The sequence below is a fragment of the Pseudoalteromonas sp. P80D2 genome (genome assembly GCF_036680945.1).
In the GTDB taxonomy this organism is placed as follows: domain Bacteria; phylum Pseudomonadota; class Gammaproteobacteria; order Enterobacterales; family Alteromonadaceae; genus Pseudoalteromonas; species Pseudoalteromonas shioyasakiensis.
Map to the genome: position 1 here is coordinate 40,492 of NZ_JAZDAR010000015.1, position 14,414 is coordinate 54,905.

The window sequence follows — 14,414 nt, forward strand, 5'->3', positions numbered from 1 at the left end:
GGGGAAACAATGACATCAGAACAACACGCGTTTACCCAAGCTGTTGCTTTACTTCAGCAAGGTAAAGTTAGCCAGGGGATAGAATTATTAAAACCGTTAACACATAACAATGAGTTTGCTGAAAAAGCGTTACAGATCCTTTTCAAAGTAGCTATGCGGCAACAAGATACTGAAACAGCCATTGCCTATTGCCAAAAACTGGTATCGATAGCTCCAAAAAAGTTTGATTATGTACTGACCTTAGTACAATTAAGTATAAGTTGTGGTGAGTTCAAAATTGCAAAAAGCGCGCTATTACCTTTATATGAGACAAATCCGCAGCAAGCTGATATTTGCTTTCAGCTAGGAAAAATAGAAGGAAAGCTTGATAACTACGATTCAGCGATGCGCTTCTTTGAACAAGCTCTAACATTATCTGAGCAGTTTAAAGCACCCGCTTTAATAGAAATTGCTTTTATGCATAATGAGCAATTACATCAACCCGATGATGCCGTACGTTACTTACAACAAGCGATTAGTCATGATGCAAATAATCTTCAAGCTCACTTTTCATTGGCAAATATTTACGAACAGCTTGGTGATAAAGAGAAAGCGAAAAAAGGCTTTCAACAGGTTTTAAAAATAGATGCATTTAATGCGATGGCTCAAGCAAGATTGGCCGATATTGAAACCTTCACTGAGCGCGATGCAATTGACTATGAACAAGCAAGCTTAGCCATTTTAAAGCGAGAGTCAGATGACATAGCATGTGCTGATATTTATTATGCACTTGGTAAAGTATTTAATGATTGTAAAAACTATCAGAAAGCTTGGCATTATTATGTAAAAGCTAATCATTACAATAAAAAGTATTTACCAGCCTATGATCGGCAATCTGCTGAGAAGATTACTGACTACACCTTAGCTCGTAATATTGCTCTGCAAGAAGCGAATAGTTCAATAACACCCATTATAATTTGTGGTATGTTTCGTTCTGGCTCAACACTAATTGAACAAATCATCAGCTCTAACGAGCAAATATCGGCAGGTGGTGAAATTGCCTATTTACATTCATCGTTATTCAATTTGATTGGCGATGAAAAGACACTTGTTAATAAGGCTAAAGAGCCTGAATTTATTGATGGTTATAAAGAACAATTAACTTTAAGAGCTGAAGGTGCGCTTTATGTAACAGATAAACGCCCTGAAAATTACCTTTACTTAGACATTATCAAGCAGCTCTATCCAAAAGCTAAGATTATATGGACAGAGCGAGATATTAAAGACAATAGCTTGTCAGCTTTTTTCCAGCATTTGGGTCCGAGCTTAAACTATGCTGTATCCCTAGGTGATACTCTACATCACTATGAGCAGCAGCAACGTATTAAGTCACATTGGCAGTCGTGTTTCAGTAATGATATTTTTACTCTGAATTACGATCAGCTCGTTTGCTCACCCGAGCAGATTTTAGAACAACTGTTTCGCTTTCTAGGGCTTGAATATACTGATGAAGCCCAGCGATTTCACAATAAATCTGGCACTGTAAGTACAGCGAGTGTATGGCAGGTTAGAAAGCCACTTTATAAGTCATCCTCAGGACGATTTGCAAATTACCTTGAACACATACAGGCCGATGAAAAATCCTACCAAGATGCCAAAGCGCTGTTAAATAAGTAATTGGTAATAAAAAAGACCATCATTTAGATGGTCTTTTTTATTATTTTAAGGGCATGATATCACACGGAATAGTTAGCCGAGGGCTAGTACTTTTTAGTTGGTATGTACCATGCCAAATATAGCTTGGAAATATAATAATTTGACCTTCCTCAGGGCATATTTCACGAGCTATAGACTCACGCTCACCTAAGTTAAGACTGGTTTCTCCTAGCTTAAGCCAGCCATTTTTAGTTTCATCATCTTTACTCATCTCATTAGGAATAGAAATATAGCTCGGCGCTGATAACCAACCTTGAGGGTGGATATGATTAGCATGAAAACCGCCTTCTTCTAGTTTCACCGACCAACTACCTCTGGCAACAAAGCGTTTATGATTACGCGCTAATAGAGGGTGGTTAGCATCCTCTGGTAGCTGCATCAGGTATTGATTAATGCATTCATTCATAGATGACTTAAATAAATCAATAAGTTGGTTTGAACGGTGTAACAAGTGACCTTGTGTTTGGCTGCCACTGCGCACACTTTGATCTAATGGTTGTAGTTTATTTGTGTGAAGGCTGATCATTAGCTCCTGCAACTGCTCATTAAAATCAGCAAAGGTCTTAAAGCCAGGCGGAGCAGGTAGCTCCATCACTTTAACGAATTTATCTAGGTCAGTTAACCAGTGATATTTATCATTATTTGATAGTCGCCAAGCAATACTTAAATATGCCCAAAGCTCTTGGTTGTGAGGATTAAATTTTACTGCGGTTTCTAAATGAGAGATCGCTGAGCTGTAATCGCCTTGTTGTATGTAAAAGTTTGCTAAATCAATACAGTAACGAGCATTTTGTGGGGCTGCTTTAACGAGTTGCTGAAGGAGTGAAAATGCTTTTTCTTCGTCACCTGTTCTATCTAGAATTATACTGTGTGCATGATGTAAATCTAAATTTTGTGGATGGTTTCGTGTTGCATCACTGCTTACTAATAATGCTTCTTCCAGCTTATCTAGTTGCAGTAGTTGGCCAATTTGAGAGTGGATCAGAACAGGGTTTGCATCATAATTTTTGAAAGTTTGAGCATATGAACTCATTAATTGGCTCTGCGAGTGCTCCCAGTAGAGCTTGTTAAGGCTTTCATGCGCTGGTACATAGTTAGGAGCAAGTTCTAAGCATGCCTTAAGGTGAGCTTGTGCTTGTTCATATTGCTGTAAATCATAGTATGTACAACCAACTATGTAGTGCAACTCGGCACTTGGTTGCTGTTTTAAAAGCATTTGCAAAAGCGCTAAGGCCTCGGCAAATTGACCTAAATTTCGATAATTACAAGCATGTTTATAAACGAAATGAAATTGCCCCTTTAATTGAGCTGGCAATTTTGTTTGAAAATACTCTTCGATACGTTGTAAGTCACCAAAGCGCTCGAAAAGTTCTAAAGTGAGCCAATGGTAACGAACGAATGTGTTCTGCGAGGGCGATGTTTTGCTCAATAAATGTTCGGCTTTTAATAATTCATCTTGATAAATTAGGCTTTCAATGTAATTAAGTCGTGGCTTTTCGAGTGATAAAGAAGCTGTGTTGTATTCACAAAACTGAATACACTCTGCATACTTTTTTTGTTTACAAAGTAGATTTGTGTAGTTGTCTAAAAGGCCAACATGATTGCTAAATTGGCTAAGGCCTTGTAGATAACACTGCTCTGCTTCAATAGTTTTGTTTACAGCTGATAAACATAAGCTATTTAATGTATACCAATCAGCGGTTTTATTTGTATGTAAAGAAAGGAGTTGTAATGCCTGCACATATTGTTGTTGATTGAATGCGTGCAAAGCTCTTTGCAATGAATTATTCACTCGTACACCCTGTTTTTGCTTTATGTTAACAGGGCGTACAGTAAAGTAAAATATTACTCTTGATTTACATCAAGGTCTTTGATTTCTACAGTACCTTTAATGCGTTCTCTTTGTTTATAAAGCTTGCGAATTTTCTTCCAAACTTGTGGTGGGTATCGACCAAATTGAGCTAGCCGCTTCGTTAAGGGATCGGTGATATAGCTTCCGTCAGCTGCACGATATCCATATGTCATTCCTCCTATCCCCTCTAGCGCGGCCCTGTTAATAGCAGAAGAGGCGCCATAGGCTCTATGCGTGCGATATAAATCCACGATATGCCAATCATCTATTGTAAGCTTAAACCCTTTAGAAGACTCTACAGCATCTTTTAAAGAGCCATTAGTATAGTGTTCAATATGAGACTTTAAATCTTGCTCAAAGTCGTCAAACAAGGCTTCTGTTTGCTGGTAATAGACGGATAGGTAAAGTCTATTTTTCCCTTTAATTTGCATACCTCGGTTAGAATTAACAAATTCCTCACCATTGTCTGCTAGTTGGTAATACACTTTGCTTCCTACATAGGCCTCTGGGCGAAGATTTGGGCTGCCTATATTTCCTTGGTGAAATCCATACATAACAATCGGTTTATTTTTACCAAACTTTTTAAAGACAATGTTGTGTTGTATGTCATTTAAAGACAGGCTATGTCCCATAACAGTGATAAACTCCTCATCAAGTAATGAATTATCACCAAATAATAAATCTTCAGTACTAAAGATAGGGTAGTGCTCAATGAGTTTCTCTAATAATGCTGTGGTATATAAATTTAGCCAATAAGCCAGTTGCTCAGATAAAACGAGCTCATTAAGTGGGATTTGTTCAGGAACTTGTTCAAGGCTCAGACGTATTTTTTTAAAACCAGTTTTCAGGTTTGCCTTTACAACTTCTTCATAATAAAAACGATTTGCTTCTAAAGCTGTATCGTTATTTTTATGTGCTCGGGTGCGTGTACCAATGCCTGATTGGCCTTTTCGAAAACCTCGGTCTGAGCGGCCTAAGTCAATAACTGTGATTTTAAGTAACTGATCTAAATCACCATAAGATATTGTTAAATCACTATCTAAGCCGAAATCGGCAAATTCTTCAGGTAAAGTGTCTAGTTTTGCTGACGAGTGTGCAGTAAAGAAAATTGCGGTTATTAATAAGAGTGGTTTAAGCATAGCGAACTCCCTGTTCATAAAAAAGCCACCCGTCACATTCTTTTGACGAGTGGCCCTCTTATTTTAATTGTTTGAATCAAGATCTTTAATCTCAACAGAGCCACTGTTGTCTTGGCGCTTTAAGTTAAGTTTTTTGATTTTCTCTAACATTTCAGGAGAAAAACGACCAAAATCCATGGTGCGCATCATAATTGAATCTGTAATATGACTCACATTAACCGCCCCAATACCCGCGCCACTACCTTCAGGGCCCATTGGTACAGCTGAGTTGCTTACTACAGCATTAAGCATTGCTGCAGGGTTAGTTGATGCCGATCCGCCATAGTCACGGTCGGTACCATACAAATCAGTAATACTCCAATCTTCGATATCAACTTTGAAGCGTTTGGCGTATTTAACATCGCTTTTCATTTGACCTTCAGCGTAGTCTTCTAAGTGCTCACGTAAGTCACTTTCGAAATCTGAAAATAAAGACTCGGCTTGCTCATAATATTTAGATACATAAAGGCGATTTTTACGCTTAATTTGCATGCCTCTATTTGAGTTTACAAATTCCTCGCCATTTTCAACAAGTTGATGGTAAACCTTGCTACCTTTATATGCTTCATCTCGAAGGTTTGGGCTGCCAATGTTACCTTGATAAAAGCCATACATAACTATCGGCTTTTTTTTACCAAATTTTTCAAAAACAATTTTATGTTGAATATCATTGAGTGAAAGTTTGTAACCGGCAACGGTTAAAAACTCATCTTCTAAAATCGAATCATCACCAAATAGAAGGTCTTCTGTGTCGCGAATAGGGTAGTGTTCAATTAATTTTTCGACCATGGCTGTATTATATAGGTTAAGCCAGTAAGCTAACTGCTCGTCTAGGCTTAAATCATTCAGCGACACTTCGCTAGGTACCTTCTCCAAGCTAACTCTAATCTTGTGAAAGCCATCCTTTATCTCAGACTTAGTAACACCTTCGAAGAAAAAACGATTGGCTTCAAGCGCAGTATCGTTGTTTCTGTGCGATTTCATGCGGGTGCCAATGGAGGATTGAGATTTGCGAGAGCTTCGGTCTGACATCCCCATGTCGATAACAGTCATTTCAAGTAAGTTATCAAGGTCCTCATACGAAATTTTAATATCTCGATTAAGGCTAAAGTCTGAAAATTCTTCTGGTAGTTCATTTATTTTTGCATACGAAGAAAGTGAGCAAAACGTAAATGCAATTAGTAATAATTGTTTAAACATGATTTTTCCTTGTTGTTTTAACAATCTTACTATCAGTGATTGTTACAGTTTTTTCAAGTTTATATGTACCGAATTCGTTCTAGTTTTACTTGTTTATCTTCAGAAAATATAAGGGGTTAAATGTTTTTCTACACTTTTCGTTAGTTATTGCTAGTTAATAGAATGTTCATTCTATTAACTTTTGCATCATTTTGTCCTTTTTCTACATGTATCAATCATTTTGACCATGTTTATTGTGGTTTCATCTTAATTGTAAGGTCTTAAAATTTTATTTTTTTATTTTTAAAGATAAAAAATGCCATTTATCAGCACTGGATTTTGTTGTGTAAATTGCAATTATTGGCGGGTTTTGCTTTAGTACCCATATTAATACTAAAAAATTAAATTCTTTTTGATCTTTGTAACCTGTTGTAAATGTTGCTGTGTCTATTGTATTTAAAGGGGTTTGAAGGTGTTAATTATGTTTTATTATTTTGGTTAGTGTTTTATTTATTGTTAAAAATTGAACTTTTGAGTTAGCGAAGTGTTGACCTTTAAGAGTGGCGAGTATTATTATCAAAGCTCAAAATTACTGCCTAATATGCATTTTTTTTGAATAACTATAAATATTCCATGAATAACATGGTCCAGGGAGAATCAAATGTTAAATAATAAAGTTTCAAAAGCTGTTCGCTTAGCGATCGCTTTTGGCGCAGCTTCTACAGCTGCATTTTCTGCAAGCACATTTGCTGCAGATGAAGAAAACGCAGAAAAAGTTGAGCGTATCCAAGTTACTGGTTCACGTATCAAGCAGGTAGATCTTGAGAACAGCTCTCCAGTTACCGTTTTATCAGCGGCAGAAATCAGCCTTTCAGGTGAGCCTACAGTTGCTGACGTTTTAAATAACCTTGCTTCTAACTCTTTCGGTTCTTGGAAAGGTGTATCTGGTTACGGTGCTGGTGGTGCAGCTTCTTCTAACATTAACTTACGTGGCCTTGGCTCTGACGCGACACTTGTATTATTAGATGGTCGTCGTATGCCTGGTACAAGTTCATCTTCTGGTTCATCGGCTGATACATCAATCATCCCAATGGCTGTTGTTGAGCGTGTTGAAATTCTTCGCGATGGCGCATCAGCTGTTTATGGTTCATCTGCAGTTGCTGGTGTAATCAATATCATCACTAAAAAAGACTTTGATGGCGTTAGCGTAAAATACGATTACGAAGTACCTAAAGTTGAAGGTGGCGAAAGCAAAACTTTCTCAATTACTTCAGGTTACACATCTGAAAAAGGTAACATCATCTTCACGTATGAAAACTCACGTGACAATGCAATCTTCGACAAAGAAATTTGGGCGATGGACGATCCAACTTACGGTGCGTACAGCGGTTATAGCCATGTTCCAAACTACCGAATCGGTGGTGCGGGTAGCTATATCTCTAACCCTGAGCTTTGTGACCAAACAGCTGACGTCGTAAATTCTATGGATGAGAACGGCGTTGGTGGTTGTTTATACAATTACGGTAACGTTACAAAATTCTACCCAGACGTAGAAAACAACTCATTCTTAACTAACTTTAACTATGAATTGACTGACAACATTCGCTTTGTTGGTCGTGCAATGGCAAGTTTCAACGAAACAAACTCTCGTTACGCAGGTACGCCAGTATCTACCGGTGCAGTTTGGATGGATGCTGACAACCAATATAACCCAGAAGATGAAGATATCCGTCTTTACATGCGTTCTGTGCCAATTGGTAACCGTGATACAAAAACAGAAGTTGTAACTACAGACATCGTATTAGGTCTTGAAGGCTTCACTGATATTGGTAATGGTTTTGATTGGGAAATCAACTATCAAAACAGCATCTCTAAAACAAATGTTTTTGGTAGCAACCTAGTTAATGACGTAATGTTACAAAGCGCAATTGACTCTGGTGAATATGATATTCTTAACACTACTGGCATGAGCTACGAAGAGTGGAATACTCAACTTACAGACTTATACCAATATGCAGCGCATACAGGTACTTATGAAGGTCGTTACGAAAGCCAACAAATTGATGGTTTAGTATCTACTACATTCGTTGATAACGGTGATTTCGTTATTGCTGGTGTTGTTGGTGCAGAATTTGAAGAAATTGATTTCACTCAAGTATCTGATCCTGAGTCTGCAAATGGTTTCATCTCAGGCGGTTCAGGCGGCGATGACGTATATGCAACTCGTGACCGTACTGCTGCATACATGGAAATTCAAGCAAGCTTACCTTACGAAATTGATGTAACTGTTGCTGGTCGTTATGAGAAATACGAACAGTCAGGTATGACTAACCTTGGTGAAAAGAGCACTACATTTGATAAGGTTGTTCCAAAAGTAGGTGTTACTTGGCGCCCAACTGACACATTATTAATCCGTGGTTCTTGGGGTGAGTCTTTCCGTGCTCCTAACATGGGCGAAATGTTCCAGTCTTATGCATTAAGCTTCCCAACTGTTCGTGATACAGCATGGTGTGATGCTAACCCTGGTCAATCATTAGAAGGTTATTGTTCTGACGCTGGTGAGCAAGTAGCGACATGGTTCGGTGGTAATGCAAACCTTACTGAAGAAACGGGTGACTCTACGACGCTTGGTTTCGTATGGGATATCGTTGATGGCTTAGCAGTAGAATTAACTTACTACGATATCAGCTACGAAAACCGTATCGATGACGTAAGCACAACTGAACTTCTACGTATTGAACAAGAAGAAGGTGGTTTAGGTTCTACACCAGATGCTATCGACCGTGCTAATGGTACTGGCCAAATTGATTACATCTACACAGGTTATATCAATAAAGCATCACTACAAACGTCTGGTTTCGATTTCTCAACTCGCTACAAGCATGAAACTAGCTTCGGTGACTTTGGCGTAATGCTAAACGTTTCAAAAGTTATGGAATTTGAAGAGAAAGCTGACAAAGATGCAGAACCGTTTGATTATGCTGGTCTTCAAGATTACCCAGATTGGAAAGCTGATTTAGGTGTTAGCTATTCTTATGAAGATTACAGTGCTTCTTGGACTATGTTCTACGTAGGCGCTCAAGAGTCAGGTAACGAAGAGTGGGGTGTTGATTACCTTGCTGACGTTCCTTCATACTTCAAGCATAATGCTCAGTTCACATACACTGCACCAACAAATACTAAAATTTCTGTAGGTGTTAACAACGTATTTGATAAGAAAGCACCTTCTTGGTATGACGGCTTCCGTGATTACCGTGATTCAAGCTGGTCATTATACGATCAAACAGGTCGTTCAATGTACCTTCGTTTAGAACAAAAATTCTAAGCTAAAATAATTAGTATAAGCTCTTAAAACCCTGCTGTAGCAGGGTTTTTTTATGCAAAGTACTAAGTTATAAATAACCCAAACATTTATCGTCATAATTAAAGGGAATATTAAAATGAAAATAATATGGTTTTTACTTTTGAGTAGTTTGCTCAGTTTATCTATGAGTGTCGGCTCCAAAACGCAAGACATCCCAATTGAGGACTTCTTTAAAACACCTAAATTTTCTAATTTGCAACTTTCTCCAAATGGTAAGTATCTTGCGGTTTTATCGCCAATTAACGAGCGTAGAAATATTGTTGTAATGGAAGTTGATGGCTTTAAAAATGCGAGGCCAATAACAAAGTTTGATGAGCAAGATATCAATAGTTTCTCTTGGGCGAATAATGATGACATTATTTTTACACTAGACAGTAATGGTAATGAAGCATTCAGTATTTATACAATTGATGCCCATAAGAAACGTGCGAAGGTCGTGCAGTTAGTCGGATCAAAAGTTGGCGCATCAGGTATCCGCTCTGCATCAGTTGTGCATTTATTACCAGATGATCCGAAGCATATTCTGGTGCAATATAACGGCCGAAACATTGTTGCTCCAGATTTATATAAACTGCCAATCGACAGCCGTTGGGATCGTAAACACGAACGTAATTACAAGATGGACTTACTTGCAAAGAACCCTGGTAACGTTCAGGGGTGGATGCTTGATCATGATGGTGAGGTACGTGGCGCTTTAACGATTGAAGGTTTAAAAGGTACTTTACTATATAAAGGAAAAGGCGAAGAAAAATTCAGAGTATTACGAGAGTACAATGCCGAAGAAGCAAATATTGAACCATTGGCATTTGATTTCGATAATAAAAGGTTGTTCGTCGCTTCTGATTTAGGTCGTGATACCAAAGCTGTTTTTTATTTCGATCCAGAAACGAATAAGTTAGGCGAACAAATTTTTGCCCATGATAACGTTGATGTTACATCGCTTAGCTTTTCGAGAAAGCGTAAAAAGCTTACTTCAATTAGTTTTTATGACAAATACCCTGAAGAAGTATACTTCGATGAACAGACTGCAAAAATGATGACCTCATTAAAGCAGACATTTCCCGATAAAGTTGTGACAATTACCAGTCGCTCTGATGATGAAGTGCTCAATATTGTCTATGCAGCGAGTGACACTGATCCCGGCCAATATTATTTATTCAATAAAAATGACAATAGCTTAAAAGCATTATTAAGCCCAATGTCATGGATAGATCCTAAAGCGATGTCGCCGATGCAGCCTATCGAATTCAAAAGTAGAGATGGTTTAACATTAAATGGTTATATCACAATTCCTAAAAACTCGTCGGGTAAACAGCTACCTCTTATCGTAAATCCACATGGTGGTCCCTTTGGAATTCGAGATTATTGGGGATTCAATCCTGAAGCCCAGTTTTTTGCAAGTAGAGGCTATGCCACAGTCCAAGTTAACTTTAGGGGGTCTGGCGGTTATGGTCGCAAATTCCAGCAAGCGGGCTATGGTGGTAAATGGGGCGCTGAAATGCAAAATGATATTACAGATACCGTTAAATATTTGGTTTCAGAAGGTATCGCAGATGCGAATAAGGTCTGTATTTATGGCGCGAGTTACGGTGGCTATGCCACAGTAGCAGGCCTTGCGTTTACACCTGAACTTTATAAATGCGGAATAGATTACGTTGGCGTAACAGATGTGTCTTTATTATTTGATACATTACCAAAGCATTGGGAGTCACAACGTGAAGTGCTTGAAATGCAGATTGGTGATCCATCTGATGAAGCCCTAATGAAACGAATGTCACCGTTGCAACATGTTGATAAAATTAAAGCGCCACTAATGATAGTGCAAGGTGCGAAAGACCCGCGCGTAGTTAAGCAACACGCAACTGATTTACGTGATGCACTGGCAAAAAAAGGAGTAATTTTGTCAGATGATGAATGGATAATGAAAGAAAATGAAGGTCATGGCTTTCAGAAGCAAGAAAATAAAGTTGAGCTTTACACAAAAATGGAAAATTTTTTGGCTAGATATTTGAAATAATAAATTATCAAAAAAATATAAAAAACCCAGAAATTAAGGCTCGAACCTTGTTCTGGGTTTTTTTATTGTTTCGAATATATAAACTAATGTGAAATATATGTAATCAAATTTTTCTTTAATCTTATATACACTTGAAACTTAAAATTTACATTGAAAAACAATGGTTAAAAAACTGTTGACCAAAAGTTGTCCCTAATATTAGTATTTAATTCCCTTATGGGGTACTAGTACCTTTTTAAGGGGTAAAATAAATTAATAAAGTCATAACATGGATATGACCAGGGAGAATCAAATGTTAAATAATCAAGTTTCAAAAGCAGTTCGCTTAGCGATTGCTTTTGGTGCAGCGTCAACTGCTGCATTTTCAGCTTCGTCTTTTGCTGCTGAAGAAGAAGGTGTAGAAAAAGTTGAGCGAATCGAAGTTACAGGTTCACGTATTAAACGAACTGACATTGAGGGTGCAAACCCTGTTGTTGTAATCGACCGTGCATCTTTAGATAATTCAGGTCAATTAAGTGTTGCAGACGTATTAAACCGTTCAACATTTAACTCATTTGGTTCGATTCAACCATCATCAGGTAGTACTGCGCAAAGTCAGGCAACAGTAAACTTACGTGGTTTAGGTTCTTCAAGAACACTTGTTTTAATTAACGGTAAGAAAATGCCAGGTTCACCTGTTATGGGTGGTGGTGCAGCTGACTTAAATACCATTCCTTTTGCTGCTGTAGAGCGCATTGAAGTTATGGGTGATGGCGCATCTGCGGTATATGGTTCTGATGCGATCGCCGGTGTAGTTAACATTATTTTAAGAAAAGATTTTGAAGGTGTTCAAGTTCAGGGTCGTATGGGTACTCCGAGCCGTGATGGCGGTGGTGATGAGTCATCATTCTCAATTATCACAGGTCTTAAATCAGAAAACTCTAACCTAGTATTCAGCTATGAGCATGATGAGCGTGATATTATTTTTGCTCGTGATCGTTGGTTCTCACGTGCAACAGACGATGGTTCAGGTACATTCGCTGGTACAACAGGTCAAAGCTGGTATGGCCGTAACATTCTAGATATGCAAACATTTGAGTTTAACCCAATGATCACTGGTCAAGACTGTTCGCAGTACGGTGATTCATTTGCTTATCATAATGATGCACCAGATTTCCCTGCTGACGACGGCTGTCACTATGATTATACTGCTGTTGCTGCTGACGCTGCTTCAACAAAGCGTGACTCAGTATTTGTTAACTTTGATTATGACATCAATGATGATTTAATCTTTAACTTCCGCTCATTACATTCGCGTAATGAAAGCTTTGGTCGTTTCGCACCTGCAGCAGGCTGGTTTACATTCCCTATTGCGCTTGCTGAAGACACAGAAAAAGGCTTAATGGCTGTTAATGAAGGCGACCGTGGTTATTACCGCTTTAATAACGTAGGTACTTCACGTGACACTTGGCAAGTTAGCAACATGGCTGATTGGAGTGCATCTCTAAATGGTATGGGTGAAGTGTTTGATTGGCATGTAGATGCACACTACAACCGTTATGAAATGAACGAGTGGGGTCAAGGCTATGTTCATCGCCCAAGCGTAGAAAATGCGATCATTGATGGTTGGGATCCACGTGACCCAGATCAATCTGCGTATGCTACTCAATTAGCTAATATCGCCGCAAATAGTAACCGTCGTTCTGGTAGTACATTACGTGAAGTAACTGCAGGCGTAAGCTTTAATGAGTTAGCTACTTTACCTGCAGGTGAACTAGGCCTATATGTTGGTGCTAGCTACCGTGAAACTGATTACTTTGACCAAGCGGAAGCTCAAAACGAAGCGAAAAACATCATTGGTACTGCTGGTGGTTCAGCGGCAGGTGACCGTACAGAATCAGCTGTTTTTGCTGAAATGTTAATCCCTGTAGTAGACACATTAGAGTTAAACTTAGCTGCTCGATATGATGATTACAGCGATGTAGGTTCATCATTTGTTCCTAAAGTTTCACTTAAATACCAGCCATTTGATGAGTTAGTTTTACGTGCTGCTTGGGGTGAAGGTTTCCGTGCTCCAACGCTGGAAGATCTATATAAAGCACCACAAGAGTCAGCTTCATCAGCTAAAGATGTTGTGGTATGTACATCAGCAGGTACATCACGTTCTGATTGTCGTACACAACAACATACAACTTACTTCATCGGTACTGATTCATTAAAACCTGAAGAATCAGAAAGTGTAAGTTTCGGTATGGTTTATAACATCACTGATAATATCGATATGTCAGTTGATTACTATGATATCGAAATCACTAACCAAGTTAGCTCGTTATCTACACAAGACGTATTTGACCTTGAGTTAGCTGGTCTTCTAGGTGACCCTGAAGATCCAAATGATAACGCTGCTGGTTATGACCAAGTATCTGTAGACCGTGGTGGTAATCCAACGGGTCGTTCGTTACTTGTTACTGCACCAATGGCTAACATTCCTGGTTTCTCTACAGATGGCTTAGATTTCAAACTTAACGCAGTATTTGACTTAGGTGGCGCAGGTCTACTTCGCTCTAAGTTTGCTTGGTCAGAAGTACTTAGCTATGAAGAGCCAGATATCATCGGTTACCCTAACGTTGATAAAATTGGCCGTGCTGGTTTACCAGAAAGAAGAATCAGCTGGGGCTTAACATGGGATATCGAAGCTCACATGTTAAACGTAAACTGGAACCACATTGCCTCAACAGCTGAAGAAACTGAAGATGCAAATGATGAAGGTACTAAGTTCAAAGCAGTTGGTGAGTTATCTTCGTATAACATTATCGATATTAACTATACTTACGCAACGCCTTGGAACCTTGATCTAACACTAGGTGTTAATAACTTAGCTGATAAAGATCCAGTATTGAACTCTGAATTAGACTACGACGACACTCTTTATAGTCAAGTTGGTCGTCTGTACTATGCAGGTTTCAAATTTAAGTTCTAAACGAACGATTTAAATACTTGTATATTAAAACCCTGCACTTGCAGGGTTTTTTATTTTATAAAAAAATTCACTACAGGTTTTACAATTATAAAATAATTAATTTTTAAGGCTTAATTATTTACTTAAGCTCTTGTGTAAGATTTATGTGCAGTTGTTTAAATCAATTTATG

7 protein-coding genes are annotated in these 14,414 nt (G+C 38.4%); 4 read left to right on the forward strand and 3 right to left on the reverse strand.

All coding sequences use genetic code 11. From position 1 onward, the window contains the following. The first annotated feature begins 9 nt into the window (after positions 1 to 9). Positions 10 to 1,656: a tetratricopeptide repeat-containing sulfotransferase family protein gene (locus VRK28_RS00315; protein ID WP_062567009.1), complete on the forward strand. Its 1,647-nt coding sequence runs from the start codon at positions 10 to 12 to the stop codon at positions 1,654 to 1,656. Positions 1,657 to 1,696: 40 nt separating this feature from the next. On the opposite strand, the gene VRK28_RS00320 is transcribed toward VRK28_RS00315, so the two are convergent. The 3 genes from VRK28_RS00320 to VRK28_RS00330 form a co-directional block, all read right to left on the reverse strand. Further along, positions 1,697 to 3,487 (reverse strand): 2OG-Fe(II) oxygenase family protein, encoded by a 1,791-nt coding sequence (locus VRK28_RS00320; protein WP_156426514.1) that lies wholly within the window; start codon positions 3,485 to 3,487, stop codon positions 1,697 to 1,699. A 53-nt stretch (positions 3,488 to 3,540) separates the two neighbouring features. Next, positions 3,541 to 4,686: a DUF547 domain-containing protein gene (locus tag VRK28_RS00325; protein WP_062567007.1), complete on the reverse strand. Its 1,146-nt coding sequence runs from the start codon at positions 4,684 to 4,686 to the stop codon at positions 3,541 to 3,543. A gap of 63 nt (positions 4,687 to 4,749) precedes the next feature. Continuing rightward, complete coding sequence (locus VRK28_RS00330) at positions 4,750 to 5,925, reverse strand: DUF547 domain-containing protein (RefSeq protein WP_062567006.1); 1,176 nt, start codon at positions 5,923 to 5,925, stop codon at positions 4,750 to 4,752. A 640-nt stretch (positions 5,926 to 6,565) separates the two neighbouring features. Here VRK28_RS00330 and VRK28_RS00335 point away from each other — a divergent pair. From VRK28_RS00335 to VRK28_RS00345, 3 genes are all read left to right on the forward strand, one after another. After that, positions 6,566 to 9,229 (forward strand): TonB-dependent receptor, encoded by a 2,664-nt coding sequence (locus tag VRK28_RS00335; RefSeq protein WP_062567005.1) that lies wholly within the window; start codon positions 6,566 to 6,568, stop codon positions 9,227 to 9,229. 115 nt (positions 9,230 to 9,344) lie between these two features. Beyond that, entirely contained in the window at positions 9,345 to 11,285 is a 1,941-nt protein-coding gene (locus VRK28_RS00340) for a S9 family peptidase (protein WP_062567004.1), read from the forward strand. 292 nt (positions 11,286 to 11,577) lie between these two features. After that, complete coding sequence (locus VRK28_RS00345; protein ID WP_054564038.1) at positions 11,578 to 14,244, forward strand: TonB-dependent receptor plug domain-containing protein; 2,667 nt, start codon at positions 11,578 to 11,580, stop codon at positions 14,242 to 14,244. Positions 14,245 to 14,414 lie beyond the last annotated feature (170 nt).